This is a genomic window from Robinsoniella sp. RHS (genome assembly GCF_001029355.1).
Taxonomy (GTDB): Bacteria; Bacillota; Clostridia; order Lachnospirales; family Lachnospiraceae; genus Robinsoniella; species Robinsoniella peoriensis.
On record NZ_JNGB01000004.1, the window covers coordinates 304,643 to 324,843 of the forward strand.

General features: G+C 41.0%; 14 protein-coding genes. 12 read left to right on the forward strand and 2 right to left on the reverse strand.

Going from position 1 to position 20,201, the window contains the following annotated elements; translation table 11 throughout:
- Positions 1-45: 45 nt before the first annotated feature.
- From RHS_RS04305 to RHS_RS04355, 11 genes are all read left to right on the forward strand, one after another.
- On the forward strand, positions 46-1,620 hold the full coding sequence (locus RHS_RS04305) for a hypothetical protein (protein ID WP_083267530.1): 1,575 nt from the start codon (positions 46-48) through the stop codon (positions 1,618-1,620).
- Between the two features lie 241 nt (positions 1,621-1,861).
- The gene (locus RHS_RS04310; protein ID WP_044288843.1) at positions 1,862-2,803 is read left to right on the forward strand and encodes a sugar ABC transporter permease; all 942 of its coding nucleotides are present in this window, start codon (positions 1,862-1,864) and stop codon (positions 2,801-2,803) included.
- Positions 2,803-3,696, forward strand: coding sequence for a carbohydrate ABC transporter permease (locus tag RHS_RS04315; RefSeq protein WP_044294304.1), 894 nt, complete (start codon positions 2,803-2,805; stop codon positions 3,694-3,696). Before RHS_RS04310 ends, RHS_RS04315 begins: the two co-directional genes overlap by 1 nt.
- Positions 3,697-3,911: 215 nt before the next feature.
- Positions 3,912-5,531, forward strand: a complete 1,620-nt coding sequence (locus tag RHS_RS04320) for an extracellular solute-binding protein (RefSeq protein ID WP_044294305.1) — start codon at positions 3,912-3,914, stop codon at positions 5,529-5,531.
- 128 nt (positions 5,532-5,659) lie between these two features.
- Positions 5,660-7,102, forward strand: coding sequence for a family 43 glycosylhydrolase (locus RHS_RS04325; RefSeq protein ID WP_047832417.1), 1,443 nt, complete (start codon positions 5,660-5,662; stop codon positions 7,100-7,102).
- Between the two features lie 36 nt (positions 7,103-7,138).
- A complete protein-coding gene (locus RHS_RS04330; RefSeq protein ID WP_395021251.1) occupies positions 7,139-8,926 on the forward strand; it encodes a sensor histidine kinase in 1,788 nt (595 codons plus the stop codon).
- Between the two features lie 16 nt (positions 8,927-8,942).
- Positions 8,943-10,493 carry a response regulator gene (locus RHS_RS04335; RefSeq protein ID WP_047832419.1) on the forward strand — a complete coding sequence of 517 codons (1,551 nt, stop codon included), beginning with the start codon at positions 8,943-8,945 and terminating at the stop codon, positions 10,491-10,493.
- Positions 10,494-10,536: 43 nt separating this feature from the next.
- Positions 10,537-13,239, forward strand: a complete 2,703-nt coding sequence (locus tag RHS_RS04340) for a hypothetical protein (protein WP_395021254.1) — start codon at positions 10,537-10,539, stop codon at positions 13,237-13,239.
- A 25-nt stretch (positions 13,240-13,264) separates the two neighbouring features.
- Positions 13,265-14,602: a glycoside hydrolase family 1 protein gene (locus RHS_RS04345; RefSeq protein WP_047832420.1), complete on the forward strand. Its 1,338-nt coding sequence runs from the start codon at positions 13,265-13,267 to the stop codon at positions 14,600-14,602.
- Entirely contained in the window at positions 14,583-14,834 is a 252-nt protein-coding gene (locus RHS_RS04350) for a hypothetical protein (RefSeq protein WP_047832421.1), read from the forward strand. The genes RHS_RS04345 and RHS_RS04350 overlap by 20 nt, the downstream gene beginning before the upstream one ends.
- Positions 14,835-14,845: 11 nt before the next feature.
- Positions 14,846-15,055: a hypothetical protein gene (locus RHS_RS04355; protein WP_027292146.1), complete on the forward strand. Its 210-nt coding sequence runs from the start codon at positions 14,846-14,848 to the stop codon at positions 15,053-15,055.
- 155 nt (positions 15,056-15,210) lie between these two features.
- On the opposite strand, the gene RHS_RS04360 is transcribed toward RHS_RS04355, so the two are convergent.
- Entirely contained in the window at positions 15,211-16,752 is a 1,542-nt protein-coding gene (locus RHS_RS04360) for a response regulator (RefSeq protein WP_160295787.1), read from the reverse strand.
- A complete protein-coding gene (locus tag RHS_RS04365; protein WP_047832422.1) occupies positions 16,727-18,469 on the reverse strand; it encodes a sensor histidine kinase in 1,743 nt (580 codons plus the stop codon). Before RHS_RS04365 ends, RHS_RS04360 begins: the two co-directional genes overlap by 26 nt.
- Positions 18,470-18,825: 356 nt before the next feature.
- Here RHS_RS04365 and RHS_RS04370 point away from each other — a divergent pair, with 356 nt between their 5' ends.
- Positions 18,826-20,142: an ABC transporter substrate-binding protein gene (locus RHS_RS04370; RefSeq protein WP_044294315.1), complete on the forward strand. Its 1,317-nt coding sequence runs from the start codon at positions 18,826-18,828 to the stop codon at positions 20,140-20,142.
- Positions 20,143-20,201 lie beyond the last annotated feature (59 nt).

Genomic DNA, 20,201 nt, shown 5'->3' on the forward strand with positions numbered 1-20,201 from the left:
AAGATGTGCAGAAAGTAGAGGCTGCAAAGTAGAAAGGAAGGAATTATGTTAATCGAAAATACAGAATATGGTCGCATAGAAATCACAGACATTCCGCTGCCAGGCGGAATTGATACAAATGTAAACGGAACCTATACTTTTTCCGGGCGTGTATTAGTATCTGTGAGAGAACCTGAAAAAAATGAAAATTGGTATCGGGTGTTTACAATATCAGAGGAGGGGCGGGAACTCTGTGAACTGTTTGATGGAGTAATCCCAATGAAAAAGGGAGCTAACGGAATACGCTGGATGTGTTATTCCGATAATAAACGGATCTTGCTAGGGGACTATGTGTTAGAATGCACACCAGATCTGGATCGATGTACCTCGTCTGAGTTAGTGGAAGTGGTATTTCCAGAAGAGATCTACGAAATCCCAGGGTTATTTATGAGATGGTCCGAACCGTTGATTGCGCCTGACAATGAGCATATATGCTTCTCGTCCCTAACAGGGAACGGAGTTTTTAATTTTCTCGGAAGCCTAGTGAGAAAGGAATCCCATTATGCAATGGAAGATATGTGTATCATCAGTACTGTGAACGAAGTTGAACCAGATTTGGAAAATGAGGGATTTTTCCGTACCAAGGTAAGCAGAGGAGGGGAAGTTAAACAGTTTGTAAGGGGAGGAAGAGGTATTACGCTGGCTGGTGGGGGAACCTGCATTACGGAAAGTACGCTGCAGATGCTGGATACAGAAGAGGTTGCTCAGATTACAGAGACACTTGGCTATGAAGAAACGGCTATCTTTTCTCCTAATGAGCATTATGCTGTCTGTATGTCGCCTAGGTTTTCACCGAAGACGGACTGTGGGGTACTGGGGGTTGTGCCACTTCATAAGGATAATATCACACGAAGAAAATATTTGAATATGTTGTATCAGTATGCGATTTCAGGTGTCCGTTATGAAAAAGCCGGTAATATTGGTCCGGTACTGATTGATGTCCAGCGTTCTATGAGTGAGGGAAGAGCTCACGAAGGGATAAATTTAAGCGATCCGGAAGGAAAATGGGTGTATTATTCTCCTATGAGCTGGCATCCGGACAGTACAAAAGCAATGTGGAACGAAAGTACCCGGTTGGTAGAGGGGAAAGTAAAAAGCAGACTGCGCAAATGCAAGCTTTTGGATGTGCAGCCGTCAAAGCCAAAAATGTGGGGAGTGACTCCGGGAAAAGAAGAGATTCCTTATGCACTTCCAATGGAATATGCCAGAATGCAGACAGAGCCACCCTATCCCGTAAAAATAGAAGGTGTATGTGGCATAGTGGTAAACTCTTATATAGCGGGTGATACAGTAGAAACCAGATATGACCACTACAGTGAGGACGGAAAGACCTTTTATGATGGGTGGATTCGGGTAAAAGCGCCGGCCAACATGTTTGTGCCTGAAGAGACGGTCATTTGGAGCAATCTTCAAGTAACAGGAGAACATACGGGGCAGATGAAATTAAGGATTACATTTTTACCGGACAGTAGATTTCAAGTACATCTTGCAAAAGATATGGATGAGGATGGGGAGCCGAAATGTTACGGTTATGCAGAGTATGATGGACTTAGGAGAAACGTAGAGGATATGGCGGACTAAACTCCTCAGCCACTTTCAAAATAACATAGGCTAAAGCCGAGGCAGTATAACTCACATGAGCTATTTTGCCCCGGCTTTAGCCTATGTTACTTCCCGACAATATTTCAAATTCTTTACCATCCACACCACACGGTCATAGAATCTAAAAAATACCATGCCAAGACCTATAATATCCATATTTCAAAAAAATAGAAAAATGCTAAAATTAAATCATCAAAAAGAAAGAAGGTATGAGGGTGTTATGGTTGCAGTAAAAACAAGAAATGTTGCCGCAAAGTCTTCCGGATCGCGAAGTCATTTTAAAAAGTATTGGCCGTATTACGTGATGATGCTTCCAGGAATTATTTATCTGATTATGTTTAAATATATTCCGATGATGGGGAGTGTTATTGCATTCAAGGATTATTCGGCTTATAAAGGGATCTGGGAAAGCGCATGGTGCGGGTTGGAAAATTTCAAAAAATTATTTGTTTACCCGGATTTTTACAAGATACTTCGGAATACAATTGTACTGGGTTTACTGAAAATATGTTTGACATTTCCGATTCCAGTTATTCTGGCACTGATGCTGAACGAACTTCGGAATGCAAAGATTAAGAAAGGAATCCAAACAATTATTTGTATCCCATATTTTGTATCATGGGTTGTTGTTGGAGGTCTGGTATTTGATATTTTTGGTGTTGGTGGACTATTCAATAATGTAAGAGAATTCTTTGGAATGGATACGCTATTGGTTATGCAGAAAGAAAGCTGGTTCCGACCGATTTATGTGATTTCCACGATATGGAAAGAATCTGGCTGGGGGACAGTTGTATATCTGGCAGCAATTAGCGGTATTGACCCAAGTCTGTATGAATCGGCGGCAATTGACGGAGCGTCCAGATTTCAGAAAATACGTTATATCACATTCCCGCTTTTGATTCCAACGGTGTTGACATTGCTTCTTTTGAACATTGGAAGTTTCCTTACACTTGGTTTCGACCAGGTTTACAATCTGTATACGCCGATGACATATGCAGTTGCAGATATCTTTGATACATATGTATTTCGTGTTGGAATCCAACAGGCACAGTATAGTTTTGCAACGGCCGTTGGTCTGTTTCAGTCGGTAGTTGGATTATTTATGGTAGTTACGTTTAACAAGATTGCAAATAAGGTTTCAGAGGATGGAGGGCTGTGGTAATGAAAGTTCGTAAAAGAGCATCACATGTGCGGGAGGCTGCAAAAGACAGGGTTTTCGGGATTTTAATCACAATAATATTGGTTTTGTTTGCAGTTATTACAGCTATTCCACTTATTTCGGAACTTGCGATTTCCCTAAGTTCTAAGACTGCGTCACAGATGAATCTCATCAATCTGTTGCCGGTAGAATTCACGTTTGACTCATGGAATTATCTTCTGGGCAAGGGTGGAATTTGGAAACCGTTTTTAATCTCAGTTTCATCGACTGCAATTGGTGTGATTTTTGCTCTGATACTAAATGTGCTGATGGCATATCCCCTGTCAAAGGCGGAGTTTAAGACTTCAAAATATATTATGCTGCTTGTTGTGTTCACAATGGTATTTTCAGCACCCAAGGTGCCATACTTTCTCACGCTTCGCTCATTCGGATTGTTTAACAGCTATTGGGTTTTAATATTCCCACATATTATGACGGCATATAATCTGATTATTGTTCGGACATTCTTTAAGCAGTTCCCAAAAGAATTGGAAGAAGCTGCGATGATCGATGGATGCGGGAGGTTCCGAATCTTGTTCCAGATTGTACTGCCGGCATCCAAAGCAGTGTTAGCGACGGTTGGCTTGTTCTACGGTGTTACTATGTGGAATCAGTATGAACATCCGATGATGTTCATTCAGAATATGGATCTATTTCCGCTACAGATGAAGATCCGCTCCATCGTAGACGGGGGTAGTGAACTACGCGCGATTACAATGGCGCAGACAGCGAATTATACACCAGCAACATTGAGTGCGGTAGCAGTTGTATTTGCAATACTTCCGATTTTGATCGGTTATCCATGGATTCAGAAATACTTTGCTAAAGGTGCAATGCTTGGTTCAGTAAAAGGCTGATAAATTTTCTATATCACGGTCTACATATTAATCTCAGCTGTGATATAATCCTTGTGTGCACTGACGAGGTGCATATGATATTTCCTCGTGATTGATAGAATTGCCAGTGTAATGTAGTAAAAATCTAAAAAAGCACATAGCGATTTCTAAAATCCCCATATTTAAAAAATAAAAAAAACTGATAAAATAAAATAAAAAGAATGAGGTGGAGAGGTATGAAAAGTAAATTCGTGAAAAGACTATTAAGTGTAATGGTAGCATCAGCGATGGTATTATCCATGCTGTCAGGTTGCGGATCATCAGAAAAAAAAGATGGACAAACAGCATCAGGTGGTGAGGAAGCAGTGTCAGATGGCAAGGAAGCAGTGTCAGATAGTAAGGAAGTGGCGTCAGATGAAGACATTGAGGTTTGGGGAACTAATACCGGATATCTACCAGTGGAAGCAGGAAGTGAATTGTACAATCTATACAAAGAGATGATGGGTGTCGGTATCGTACAGCCATATGTAGAGTGGAATGGCGGTGAGACTTACCTGGAACAGTTAAACTTAAGAATTGCAGCAGGTGATATGCCGGATGTATTCAGTCCGTGGAATGGTATTGAATCAGAGTTGATTGAGAGCGGCGCACTTTTGGATTTGACAGATTTACTACAGGAGAAAGCTCCCCGTTTGTGGGAAAGCATTCCGGAAGAAATGTGGGATGCTGTAAAGGCCAATGACCCAACGGGTGAGAATCGTATTTATGTGATTCCACAGGTTCTGAATTATGGAAGAAACGGTGGTATGATTCGTCAGGACTGGCTGGATAGTCTGGGACTCAAAATGCCGACAACACAGGAGGAATTTGTTGAAGTACTACGTGCTTTTAAAAATGACGATCCGAATGGAAACGGTGTTGCAGATGAGATTGCGACTGGCGGACGTGCAGAAGTAAGATGGATGGGACAGATGTTTGGACAGTATGGAATTGCAATGTGGGAAGGATATCCGCAGTGGGATATTTATGACGGAGAACTTACATATTCCGCAGTAACTCAAAATATGAAAGATTGCCTGGAATGGATGTCAGAATTGTATGCAGAGGGTCTGCTTGATCCAGAGACGCTGTTGAATGACAAGTCCGCATGGGATGGAAAGATTAACTCAGGGGTTGTAGGGGTGTGGGAACATCTTCCACAGGAGTGCTACAACTATGCCGAGAATATTTATACTGGAACAGGTGTAAAACCACAAATCGCTATCCTACCAGCAATTTCCGCACCAGGATATGAAGGTTACTATACGCATCGTCAGATGAATGGCGGCGGATTTGTAGTAGCCAACACAGAGGATGAAGAAAAAATCGATAAGATTATGAAGGTACTGGATGCATATGGAAATCAGGACATGTGGATGGAATTTTACAACGGTGTAGAAGGTATGCACAGTGAAGTGATAGATGGAAAGGCAGTTCGACTTCCGGATGATCCGTCTACTCAACAGAACCTGGTACTTGCGCCATACAACAGCATTGCAACCATTGACTTCCAGGTAAATGTATTGTCCACACAGTTAACAGAAGACAGGGAATGGGCAGTTTCTCAGGCAGTTGAGAATGTTCAGAAAAACCAGGAGTATGTGAAGAGCTTTGCAGGTGATGGTATGCCGGATTCTATTTACTCTGATTTTCCCGATATCGGAAACAGGACATTATATGTTGAGTACGCAACCAAGATCATTGCAGGAGAATATCCAATTGATAAGTTCGATGAGTTTGTTGAAAAATGGTATGCATCGGGCGGAAAAGAAGTGACAGAACTGGCTAGAGAGTGGTATGCCAATAAAACTAAATAAGAACGGATATAGATTTTGAAAGAAACTTGCCGGAGATAAATAAGAGGGAATCTTAAGCTGCAGGAGTCCGGGGGATATATTCCTCAGGGCTCCTGTTTTCATAATATAAGAAACGGAAGGAGAAAGGCATGAAAACACAATGTTATAATCCATATTTACCATTATGGGAATATATTCCCGATGGGGAACCCCATGTATTTGCCGAACGGGTGTATGTATACGGAAGCCATGATAGATTTGGCGGAACAAAGTTCTGTATGAACGATTATGTATGCTGGTCGGCTGATGTTCAGAATCTGCATGAGTGGATATATGAAGGTGTTATCTATCGAAGCAGTCAGGATCCACGGATGCAGGACGGAAACAGGCAGATATGGGCTCCCGATGTTGTACAGGGGAAGGATGGAAGATATTACCTGTATTATTGCCCGGACGGTGACGGAGAAGCAATCGGAGTGGCTGTATGTGAAGAACCGGCCGGTCGATATGAATTCTATGGTATCGTTAAGGGTGAAGACGGAGGGCAGATCGGAAAAAGAGAGGGCGATATCTGGCAGTTTGACCCAGGTGTTTTTATAGATGATGATGGGAAGATTTATCTGTATTCAGGAAATGGTCCGAAGACAAAAGCAGATATCGGTGAGACTCCGAAAAACTCCTGCGTCATGGAACTGAGTAATGATATGCTCACGGTCAAAGAAGAACCGAGACGACTTCTTCCGATTTTGGGGGAGGCAAAAGGGACTGGATTTGAAGGGCATGAGTTCTTCGAGGCAAGCTCTATCCGGAAAATTGGAAAAAGGTACTATTTAATCTATTCTTCTACGAAATCACGTGAACTTTGTTATGCAGTTAGTGATAAGCCGGACCAGGGCTATCATTATGGTGGTGTTGTGTCAGATAATTCTGGGATTGTGGAAGACGAGGGGCAGAACCGTGTACAAATCATGTGGGGGAATAATCATGGTGGTATTGAGCAGATCAATGGTAAATGGTATGTTTTTTATCATCGGCCAAGTAACAAGACACAGTTTTCCAGACAGGGATGTGCGGAGGAACTTACCATTCTTGAGGATGGAAGAATTCAGCAGGCTGAGATGACATCACAGGGGTTAAATGGTGGTCCATTGGAAGGGCGAGGGACTTATCCGGCATCTATTGCGTGTATCTTGCATGGAAAGGAAGAACCTGAGATTGCCAGACCATGCAGTAATGATCAGCCATATGTAACACAAGATTGTCCAGATGTGAACCCTGAAGAAGTGAAAATGTTAGAGTCAGTTCCAAGACAGTTTATTACAAAATTGAAGGATGGGGCGGTAATTGGCTACAAATATTTTCATCTCCCGAACTTACATAAAGTATCTGTAAAAATTAGAGGACGTGCCGAAGGAACAATCCGCGTTAGAATAGGTCAGAAAGAGAAACTATTGTGTCAGATTCCTGTAAAATACTCTGAAGAGTGGACAGAATTTTCAATGGATGCGGTATGTGAAGAATGGACGGGAGTCTTGTTGTTTTCCTATCAAGGGAGAGGGACTTTTGATATGCTGGAATTCTCTTTGGAATAAGACAGAAGGGGAAACTTACGTTTCGGTGTGATGGTAATGAAAAAGATATGGCATAACCTGAATATGGCTTTAAAATTGATACTTGTGTTTTCAATAGTTAGTGTAATACCGTTGCTTATCAGCAGTTTTGTGCTTTATCGCATTTCAGCGGCTAGTTTAGAAGCAGAAATGGAGGAGACAACAGCTATATTTAGTTCGCAGATTGCTTCAGATATGAATCAATTTGTAAGCGATTATGATTTATCTACAAAGTCATTGTTGGTAAATGACAGACTGTTGGATAATTTAGCTACCGATATTCCAATATCCCAGCAGGTTGAAAATAAATTGTATTATCGTCAAATGGTCATGAAACTAATGACTATGGAAAGTGAGATCCAATCGATTACAATTATAAACGAAGCCGGGGAGTACTATCAATATGATCGGAACGGAAAGACTTTAAATTATGAAGAACTGATTCAACAGAAGTGGTTTTTAGATCAGCAGCAGAATTTAGACACCTTGTTTTTGACGCCACTGCATGATTGTTCTTATTACGATAAAAATAAGGATCAGATTATAGTTACCTTTGGACGGAAAGTTTATGGTAGCAATGGTAGATATGCAGGTTTAATTCTGATTGATTTGCCACCTGCGAGCATTCTAAAGCTGAGTGATGCTTTTTTGTTAGAACGCAATCAATATAATATAAAAATCAATATTACAGATGCCAGAGGTGGTCTGATTTATGATTCGGATCTGTCCAGCGGGCGGGTGAATTATAGTGAGATTAATGAAGAAGAGCTTCTGATGTATCAGAAGGATCCAAGCAATTATCTCGTGATAGAAGATACAACGGAACAGTTAGGAATGAAGATTAATACAGTTATTCCTCGGAGCAAAATGTTACTGCGGGTCAGTTTTATTCAAAGGGTGACCCTTCTTCTCGTTATAATTTTAATAGTGGTTATTATTTCAGTTTCTATCCTATTTAGTAAAAGGATGCTTCGTCTGATCAAGAAACTGCAAAGTAGTATGGAATGTCTAGAAGGCGGGAATTATGAGCTTATTATGGATTCGGCAGGAAATGATGAGATTGGAAGTCTTGTAAAAAGCTACAACCATATGGTTGGCAAAATGGAGAAACTAATTGAAGAGGTGTACCAGGCTGGAATTCGTCAAAAAAATGCGCAGTATTTGGCACTTTGTACCCAGATTAATCCCCATTTTCTGTTTAATACACTGGAATCGATTCGTATCAAAGCGATTTTGAATGGAGACGATACAGTGGCGGATATGGTAAAGTTGCTGGCAAAGATGTTTCGAACAGTTCTGGACAGCGATAAGAAAAATTATAAAGTTCGTGATGAACTGGAAAATATTCGATCTTATATCCAACTACAGAATATTCGGTTTGATAATGTAATTACACTAAAAGAGAGTATAGATCCACAAATTTATCATGCGAAGTTCATGGCAATTTTGTTTCAGCCAGTTGTGGAGAATTGCTTTAAATATGGAAGTAACGAAAGTGGTATACCCATTGAAATATGGATTACGGGCCAATTGACAGAAGAGAAGAAAATGGTCTTTACCATTCAGGATGACGGGAAGGGAATGAGTCCGGAGAGATTGGAAGCGGTGCGACAGGGACTTTACGTGTCCCAAGATGTGGAAATACAGAAAGAAAAGGGTGTAGAAGAGAGTGATTCACATCGAATCGGACTTCGCAATATTGCTGAGAGACTCCGCCTGCGTTATGGAAGCGACGGAGAATTGCGAATTGTATCAAGCAATGAACAGGGAACGGTTGTTGAGATTCGAGTACCATATATGGACTAGATGAAGAGGTTGAGTTATGGCATATAAAGTGTTGATTGTAGAGGACGAGAAAGAAAAGGCAAGAGGAATTGCCTATTTAGTAGAAAAATACAATCCGGAATGTACACCGGTTCTATTGGCACATGATGGTAGGGAAGGTTATGAGAAGGCAACGGAGGAACAGCCGGATATTATATTGACGGATATCAAAATGCCGGTTATGGATGGATTGGAAATGATTCGGGCATTGCGGGAAGTCAATTTTCCGGCAGAGTTCATGGTGTTAAGTGGTTATGCAGAGTTCAGCTATGCCAAGAAGGCGATTGAACTTGGTGTAAGGGATTTTATTACAAAACCGGTGGATGAAGAAGAACTGAGCAACATGCTGAGTAAAGTATGTAAAGAAATCTCAGAGCGAAGAAAGACAGAGGATTCGCTTAGTAAGCTAAATGATGATATGAGAGATTATGCTCTGCGGGATTTCCTGACAGGTGGAACAGACAGTCAATATAAAGTCGGAGAATACCTGAATCAGATGGGTATATCGGAAGAATATGGACAGTATACCTGTATGGTGATTGAATGGGATGAAGCTCTGAGTGATTTCAGTATAGAAGAAGGGCTGACTTCTTCAAGTGGGATGTTTTTCTATGGAGTAAAGACGGGAAATGCACAGATGGCAGTTGTCATAGGTGCAAAGAGTATGGATATAGAAGAAAAGAAGAATCTTATCCGACAGTATGCTATGAAAGAAGAACAAGATCGATACCATATCAGTGTTGGAATAGGAAGTTCTTACGAGGATTATACAAAGCTTCCGAAAGCATATGAAGAAGCCCGTGTGGCATTGAATTACCGAATCCTGAAGGGGAGTAGTGCAGCGATTCTGTTTGAGGAACTGTATGATATGGATAACCGGACAGATTTGCTTACAGAGAAAGAGACAGAGCAACTGAAAGAACGAATTGATCGGTTTGATCAGGATGGATTTCATATTGCGGTAAAAGGAATTTTCAATAGGGTTCTTTCAGAAAACAATCTTTCACTTCCTGAACTGCAAAAATTGAGTCTGAATATTGTACTGCTTGGACTGCATAATATCCCGACGGCACAGCTGCAGTTGAATGAGTACTTTGGAAAAAACCTGTTCACGTTGAAAAGTATTGAAAAGTTTAAGACTATGGAACAGTTGGAAAACTGGATTATGAATATGGTGAGCATTATGAATGAAGTGATGCTCAAAGATAGTGTGCCGAAGAAAAAGGATTTGATTGTAGAGGCAAAAGAATATATCCGGAAGAATTATAATCAGAACATTACCTTGAATGATATTTCAAAGAAGTTTTATATCAATCCATATTATTTCAGTCAGTTGTTTAAGAAAAAGACTGGTGTGACTTATCAGAGATATTTGATGGATTATCGTGTGGATCGGGCGAAGAAGCTGCTGGCAGAAACAGAGCTGCACATCTACGAAGTATGCAGGCTGGTGGGATATAGTGATGTGAATCATTTTAATCAGATATTTGAACGAACGGAAGGTATGAAGCCCAGTGAGTATCGGCAAAAGTATGCACAGGATGATTAAATGGAATACAGTACAGCCAGCAAAGCAAAAAGAGGAGACGCAGATGAATTCAAAAATAGAAAGACTATTGAATAACGAAATGGATAATTACATTTTTCCGTTTTTTTGGCAGCATGGGGAAACAGAATCAATACTGCGTGAGTATATGCAGGTGATCTATAATGCGAATATCCGAGCTGTTTGTATTGAAAGCCGCCCCCATCCTGATTTTGTTGGAGCTAGATGGTGGCATGATATGGATATCATTCTAGATGAAGCAAGAAGGCGGAAGATGAAAGTATGGATTTTGGATGACAGTCATTTTCCGACAGGCTATTGTAATGGAAAGGTAGAAGAAAAGCCGGATTCCTGCAGAAGATGGTTTCTGACATATAAGGTGTTGGGAGAAGTAGCAGCGGGATGTGAACGGACATGGGAGGCGACAGAATATAAAAGCGTAGCGCCGTTTGAAGCTACATGGATTGAAAATTATTTTGACATGTCATTTGAAACATTTTCTGATGATCAGTGGCTGGGCGCCGTTGCTGTAAAAAAGAATGGATCGGGTGAAAAAGATCTCGTGATGCTGAAGGAAAACGAAGGGAAAATTGTCTTTACGCCTTCCGAGGGAGATTGGCAAATTTATTCTTGCCAACTGACAAGAAACAGAGGAGCGCACCGGAACTATATGAATATGCTGGATAAAGAGGCATGCCGTACATTGATTGAGACAGTATATGAACCTCATTATGCACATTATAAGGATGACTTCGGGAAAACAATTGCAGGATTTTTCTCTGATGAGCCGGAGATTGGAAACGGACATCTTTATTTGATGGATCAAAAGATCTATGAGCAGGATGACCAACCGTGGAGCATACAGCTGCAGAAGGATTTGGAGAAGCACTGGGGGGCAGATTATCTGAAATTGCTGCCGCTTCTCTGGGACAGAAAATTTGATGAAAACATGACAGCAAAGGTGCGATATGGATTTATGGATTTGGTGACACGGCGTGTGGAAGAGGACTTTTCCATGCAGATAGGGGACTGGTGCCGGGAACATGGTGTGAAGTATATTGGACACTTGATTGAGGATAATAACCAGCATGCGCGGTGTGGATCCAGCTTGGGGCATTTTTTCAGAGGCCTTGCAGGGCAAGATATGTCGGGAATTGATGATATTGGCGGACAGGTACTGCCACAGGGAGAAGATACTCTGTATGTATCCCATCTTGGGACTAAGAGAGATGGTGTATTTTATCATTTTGCACTGGGGCGCCTGGCATCCAGTGCGGCTGCGATTGATGCAAGAAAGAAAAATCGTTCTATGTGTGAGATTTTCGGGAATTATGGTTGGAAAGAGGGTGTGCGTCTGGAAGCATATCTTGCAGATCATTTTATGGTGCGCGGTGTTAATCATTATGTGCCTCATGCTTTTTCACCAAAGGCATTTCCAGATCCTGACTGTCCGCCGCATTTTTATGCGCATGGGCATAACCCTCAGTATCGGCATTTTGGAGAATTGATGAAGTATATGAACCGAATCTGCAATCTGATCAGTGGAGGCAGACATGAGAGTGAGGCTGCGATTCTGTATCACGGAGACGCGGAATGGAGCGGTATGACATGTATGTATATACAGGAACCCGCACGAGTTCTGACAGAAGCGCAGATCGGGTTTGACTTTGTACCATCAGATATATTTACAGACAGTTGTTACCAAGTGAGCTTGGACAATGGTTTGAAAGTACATACACAGGAGTACAAAATATTTATTATCCCGGAAACGGACTATATTACAAAGGAGACAGCAGATGCGATTGTGAAGTTGGGGGAACAGGGATTTCCATGTGTTTTTGTAAATTCTTATCCAAAGGGAATCTGCAGCCAGATAGAATCAGGCAAAGAAGATGTATTATTGGAAGAAATAAGAGAAAATGCGATGAGTGTGAAGCTTACAGAACTTGCCAATTACATGAGAAAGAGAAAGATGCCTCAGATACAACTTAGCCCGGCGGAGAAATTTATCCGTAGTTATCAGTATTACGGAGAACCTGAAATTCTCTACTTGGTGAATGAAGGTACAGAAATATATGAAGGAAATATCCGGCTTAGAGGAACGCCAGAAATATGTTATCGATATGATGCGTGGGAAAACCGCCTGGAATTGTTAGATGTCAAAGCCTGCACGGAGCTAAGGGAAGCACTGGAAGATCGCGAAGCGGAAACCGGATTAGAAATCAAAGTTCGAATTGAGCCTGGAAAGAGCTGGATAATTGTATTTGATCGGGAAATGCCTGGAAATTTGAAGGAAAAAAGCATCTATCATATCGTACGGAAAATAAAAATTGAAACCAATTGGAAACGAACTGTCTGCAAGAGCATTGACTATCCGGCATTTGGACATAGCAGTCAGGTTTCACTGCCTGATTTTGCCGAAAGAGAACTGCCTGATTTTGCCGGAGTGCTGCGGTATGAGCAGGATGTAAATCTGGGAACAGAAGTGGAGTCGAATACGATTTTGGAGATAACAGATGCAGGGGAAACAGTGCAAGTGTTTGTTAATGGAAAAGACTGCGGAATTCAGATTGTGCCGCCTTATCGCTATGAGATTGGGAATTTCCTGCATCAGGGAGAGAATCGGATTGCGATTGAAGTGGCAACTACTTTGGAACGACAGATTTTCCCGAAGAACAAGTCGGAGAACTGGCAGCCGCAGAATCATGTGGGGTTGTGTGGCAAAGTTTATTTATGCCAGAAAAAGTAAATTTCAGAACCGTTAGGAGGATAAAATGAAAAAATTTCCAGAGAATTTTTTATGGGGAGCAGCAAGCGCGTCTTTCCAGGTGGAAGGTGCAAGAAGTGAGGATGGCAAAACAGACAGTATATGGGATGCAACAAGTAAGGGACATATCAAGCGAAATGTAAATGGAGATGTGACCTGCGATCATTATCATTGTTATAAAGAGGATGTAGCCTTGATGAAAGAGTTGGGACTGAAAAGTTATCGCTTTTCAGTTAGCTGGCCGCGTGTAATGCCCGAGCGTGGAGTGATAAATGAAAAAGGGCTTCAATTCTACCGAAATCTAGCAGATGAGTTGGTACAGGCAGGGATTGAGCCGTTTTGTACACTATATCACTGGGATTTGCCAATGTGGGCCTACAACGAAGGTGGGTGGGAGAACTCACAGATTATAAATGAATTTACAGAATATGCGAAGATTGTTATTGATGCACTTTCCGATAAAGTGCGATACTGGATGACTTTTAATGAACCTGCGTGTTTCATTGGATTTGGTTACTTTGAAGGACGGCAAGCGCCGTTTAAGATCAATCGTATGAGCGAAGAGCAGAAATTCCGTGATTTGGCGCAAATTAGCAAAAATGTATTGCTTTGCCATGGCCATGGTGTGCAACTGATTAGAGAACGCTCTAAACTGGCAGACCCACAGATTGGATTTGCGTTGAATGCGAGAAACTTTGTGGCTTATGATGAAACGGAAGCCGGAATCGAAAAAGCAAGAAGTGAGATGTTTGATATTGAAAAGGGATTTTCTATGGCTGCAAATTGGTGGGCGGATCCGATGGTACTTGGAAAGGCACCCAAATATCTAGATGAAATCCTTTCCGAGGAGGAATTGAAATTTATTAGCCAGCCATTGGATTACTTTGGTTATAATGTGTATTTTGCAAACAACTACAATGCAGATACAGAAGCGCCGGATTTGGGATGGCCTGGTATGCCACGTACACAAATGGGGTGGGCAATCACACCCAAAGTGCTCTACTGGTCACCGAAGTTCCTCTATGAACGTTATAACCTTCCGATTCTCATCACAGAAAATGGTATGTCCAATCTAGATTTTGTAATGAGAGATGGAAAGGTCCATGATCCACAGCGGATTGATTATATGTACCAGTATCTGAGTGCATTACACCAAGTGATGAAAGACGGGATACCGGTAATTGGCTATACGGCATGGTCTATTATGGATAACTTTGAGTGGGCAGAGGGCTGTGACCCGCGGTTTGGTCTGATCTATGTTGATTACAGAACATTGGAAAGAATACCGAAAGATTCTTTTTACTGGTATCAGAGAGTCATTCAGAATGGTGGCCTGGAAGAATAAGGCAGATGAAAGGGTAGAAAATGGATTGCAAAATGCTAATGCTTATGCAGATGAAAAGGCGACAGAGCACACACTGGGGACGATCATCTTCGATAGGTTGGAGTTGGAAAAGTTTTGTCCATATGAGGATGGGGAAGGATCTTTCTTACGAAGCGGATTCCAAAAATGGGGAGAACCAATTGCAATTAAAGAGCTTCGGCCGTGGAATGAGCTGGACAGAGATATATTCTAAAGCTGGGGGATGTGTGTGATACCTTTCAAGTGTGGGTGAATGATAAGAAAGCAGATTTCCCCGATCAGGTTATGAAAGAAGTAGAAGTGACAAATTTGCTTGAGGAAGGTGTGGTATGGAAGGGCAATGCAATACCATATACAGAGAAAAAGTATGGAATCTATGAGACGGAAGAGAAGCCGGCTTGTCTAGTATCGCCTCAAATATCGTTTCTTTATTAAATTAAGGTATGAGAGGGTGCAGCGTGGTAGTTTAGTCCCAAACCCGATGGTACGATTCCGGAAGATATCCGTTGCATAGATCGTTTGCAGTTGCAACACAGTCAGAAGGGTGCTGCCGCACTGGGTTTCATACCAGGGTGGGCAGCACCCTGAATTTATTGGGGAGAATGATCGCTGTAAGAATTGTCACCGCTTTTTTTTATATGCTCCATATAATAATTTTTTGCGCTGCACCCTGCAATTTTATTGAAATAAGCCGAAAAATATTTGTAATTTTTATATCCCACTTTTTCCGCAATTTCATAATATTTATAATCTGTTTTCTCAATCAGTTCTTTTGCTTTTTCGATCCGCAGGATATGCAGGTACTCTGTAAATGAGTGAGTGGTCTCCCGCTTGAAGATGCGGCAAAGATATCCCGGTGATAAAAATACTGCATTTGCAACATCTTCCAGATGCAGGTCTTCTGTAAAGTGTTCTTTCATGTAAGAGATGGCATCCGATACTGCTCTGGTACAATTTCTGGAAGGTTCCGGAAATGCGAGGGTGCGAAGCTGTTCGATAATTTCCTGTGGTGTCTCCAGTGCCCATATGAATTCCTTCATTTTATCAAATTCCAGGTCCGTATTCTGAATAGAGGAAATTACCACCAGAATGTGCATGACGGATTCCAGAAAAACGCTTCTTAGTACCATATTTTGTTCCATATAATGATAGTAAGAGGATAGGGATGCCATAAATTGGTGCTGGTCGCGGTTAATAATACTGCGGATGATCTGCGATTCATGATTATATGGTATATTCGGGTCGTTTATTGCAATTTCCCTGGTAGGTTCGATAATCCGGTATGCAGACTTGCTCCAGAAGCAATTATCCAGTGTCTGATTTAATATTTCATATGCCATGGGTAAAAATGTAAAGGACGTAATGGAATTCATGATCGTTATGAAATTTCCGAATAATATTGGCTGAATGCTGGGTAGTATCTGTTCAAACATTTGAGGGGTAAGTTCCTTTTTTGCTGTATTCAGGATCAGTATGACATTTTTTTGGTCATCAAAAAAGCAGATAGGGTTAAAGTCAGCAAAATAAAATAGTAATTGCCCAAGGATGTAATTTTCATCATCAAAATTTACCTTCATCAAACCAACGCTCAGAGAAGGCATGTCTGTATCGCCCCCTAAATCGGCATATTTTCTGCAAAAATGTGGGTATGAGATCTGTTTGCGGATAAATCGTAGCAGCAGGCTTGATTTTAACAGCGGCTGGTTTTCTGTATAGATCTGCTGTATATGATTCAGTTTTTCAGTTTGATCATTGTAAGCTGCGGTTTCATCCCGGATTCTGATGACCGTTTCCAAAATTTTTTCACTGCATGCGCTTTTAATCAGAAAGGCGCTTACTTTAAAGTTGATTGCTTTTAATAAATTTTCTTCGCTGCCAAAGGCAGTCAAAATGATAATTTTGGTGTTAGGCAGAACAGAATGTAACTTTTCCGCCAGTTCAAGTCCATTCATAACAGGCATCTGAATATCTGCTAAAACAATGTCCGGACGCTGCTGCAGGGAGACTTCAAAGGCTTCCTGACCGTTTGCTGCCTCGAATACAGTAAATCCGTTATCTTCCCAGGGAATGGTATATATCATTCCTTTACGGATAAAATCCTCATCATCAACAATCAGTATTTTTGTCATCATTTTCATCTCCTTCAATTGGTTGATTTATCCGGAACACGCTAAAATCCCCATCTAAAAAGTAAGTAAGTGAATAGGGTTCGCCGTACCTAAGCTGCAGCCTCTCTATGATATTCTTTAGGGCAAACCCTTTCAGGGCGGGTTTTCCGGAATTCAGAAGAGTAGTGATTTCATCGGGATTTATGGGGGTTCCGTTATTGGCAACCTCGTAAATAAGATCATTACCTGACCGGTATATATGTACATGGATAATGCCGTTTGAATAGCTGGATAAACCATGATGAAGCGCATTTTCCACAAGGGGCTGCAGGAGAAAGCTTAAAACCTGGAAACCCTTTATATCATCATTGCATTTTACATCAAAAAGAATCTTGCCATTATGCCGTATATCCTGGATCACGATGTAGCAGGTGAGGTGTTTCAGTTCATCAAACAAAGTAACTTTATCTTTTGTTTTAGCCGAGAGCGTCATCTGCATCATCTGTGATAAATTGGATACCATTAAGCTTACTTTTTCTGTTTCCCCCAGTTTAGCCATCCAATATATGGTGTCCAGGGTGTTATAAAGAAAGTGGGGATTTATCTGTGTTTCCAGTACATCCAGCTGTGATTGTTTTAGCTTTAATTCCCCCAGATAAACTTTATTGTATAGAATTTCCAACTGTCCCGCCATATTATTAAAACGATCTGTCAGCATGGAGATTTCCTGACAGCCTTCAATATCAGCCCGGCTGGAAAAATTCCCTGTTGTCAGATTCGTCATTTTTTCACCAAGTGTCTCCAGGGGTATCGTAATCTTTTTGGAGAAGTAAAATGACAGCATAAACGATAATAGCATTACGGCAGTGGAAGCCATTAGCATGCTTGGCCAGAATGCGTGCCTCACTTCGGAGATTATATGGGGAGCTGCAATACTGTACAGTATCAGCCCGTTTGAGAGCAGATGCTGTGAGATGATACAATTATTCTGTATCGTACTTGGCTGACCAGACTCAGCCTTTTGTTTTAGCTCTTCATATGTAAAAGAGAACTTTTGATAGAGCGTGTCAGACTGACCGGTATTAACTTCAATAAGAAGAGCGTTGTTAGGTGTGATTAAAAAATAGGAGGTCTCTTCATTCTGCAGATGATTACTCATTTTTGACGTTACATAGGATAAACTCAGCCGGAGTTTGATGTATCCTGCATACTCGGAAAAATTTGTTGGGTTTCTGAAATGCCGAAGTAAAAAGATAGATTGTTCGTCCGATGGAAAATACCAGAAAGGAAGCAAATCATGTTTTCTGACATTCTCATAATCAGTTTCTGTGTATTTGACCGTATTGTCTGTAATTATATAGTCTCCGTCTTCCCGGTAAAGTCCAATACTTAAAATCCCTTCCCGATAACCATAAGGTATTAAATTTCGGATATTTGAGCTTTTTTGTTTCTTTCTTAAAAAATCGGGGTTTGAACTTGGTATTGTTAGATAAGTGCGCATTGAATCTTCAGTTAAAGGAAAAAGTGTCAGGTCAGTTGCATTTGTGAACAGGGTATCAAGACTGTTAGCCATCTCCGTCACATTGCTGTTATATATAGTTTTAAGGTCATTTTGTGCATGGGTAGTAAAAATAATATCTGCAATTAACACTAAGAGTATGAATGGTATCAGCATCAGTAAAACAAAAAGTACAAGTATCTGCCTGCGCATGGTAATCGGTCTTTTAAATTGCAGTTTCATATTTTATCCCCCTGAGATAAGTTTTCTAATTATGAATTATACCATTATTTCTATAAAATAAAAACAAGATACAGAAAAAAATCAGATTAATATCTATACAATATATAACTTTCATGCAAATTAGTTTGATATGACAAGAATTGAGGATATTTAGCAATATTTAAGGATATCATATGCCAGTCAAATCAGATTAAGGGTAAAGATTGCAAATTATAAGGATATTCCCAATGAAAATACAGGTTTTAGAAGATTGAGGATAGTTGTAGAATAGTATTGTAAACAGACAGGCACCAGTCAGTAAAGAACGATTGGGATGTCAAAAACCAATACTTTTGTGGTCGAAGGAGGAAAGGAATATGAAAAAGAGAATAACAGCAGTAGTTTTAGCAGCAGCGATGTCATTCAGTTTGTGTGCCTGCGGAGGAAATAGCGGTGAGGATTCAGATAGCAGCAAAGGAATTGAGCTTACGGTAATGCACAATTTTACAGAAGAAGACCGGGCTACGAATAATCAGGGAGATGCCCATCTGACTATGTCGGAAGCATGGCAGAAGGAGCATCCGGATATTAAAGTGGTCAGCCAGGTAATGTCTCATGATGATTATTCTACCAAGATCCAGGCTCAGGCAGCAGTGAACGAACTGCCGGATATATTCATGGTGAAAGGTTCCTGGATGGATAACTTCATAGACAATGATTTATTGGCACCAGTGAATGAGTATCTGGATCAATATGAACACAAAGGCAATTATAAGCCGGGTGTTTTTGACGCGGCAACAAGGGACGGTAAGATATATGGAATGACGGGGCAGCTGGCACTTTCCTCAGTCGTTTTATACAATGAAGAGTTATGGAAATCAATCGGGTATGATACGTTTCCGGATAATTGGGATGACATCTATAAAGCCTCTGAGAAATTTCTGGAAAAAGGAATCCCTATGTTCGGTATGGGGAATCAGGACAAATGGCCGGCAGAATCCTATATCTTTTCAGGGATAGGTGATTTACATACCGGAAGTGAATGGACCGAAAGTATTATTAAGAATGATGGAAAAGCCAAATTTACAGACCAGGCATTTGTGGATGCACTGGCGCACTTCCAGAAAATGGCGGAGGATAAACTCTTCAACGAAGATTTTAATACCATTAATGATGCACAGGGATTTGAGCTGTATGGGCAGAAAAAGGTGTCTGCTGTCATTAATGCCTCATGGGGACTGGGAAATATAGCGTCCTATGATGAAGAGGTGTTAAAAAATACAAAAGTTGCCATGCTGCCGAACCTGGATGGTTCCGAACAACAGGATGTGACTGGGGGCTGCGGATGGTTTTGGTGCGTCAATAAAAAGCTAACGGGTGATAAACTGAAAATGGCAATGGATTATATTATTTATCTAAACGGGTTTGAAATGGCAGAATATGCTATGAAAGAATATGGCCTTGTAACACCGATGAATGTGGATGATTCAGGCATGTCCGGACAGTCTCAGCTGGTGAAGGACTTTGTGGCACTGACAAAGGATAAGAATATTGTTCCGATTTATGATTTGCAAATGAATGCAGCAGTTATTGAGACAATGAATTCAGGATTGCAGGAACTGCTAAACGGAACAAAGAAACCGGAGGAACTTGCACAGGAGATACAGGTGGATCAGGACAATATAAAGAAATAGTTTCTAAATGCAGAAAAACGGTTTACCCTGCTTAATAGTGAAAAGATGAATGGTGGTGG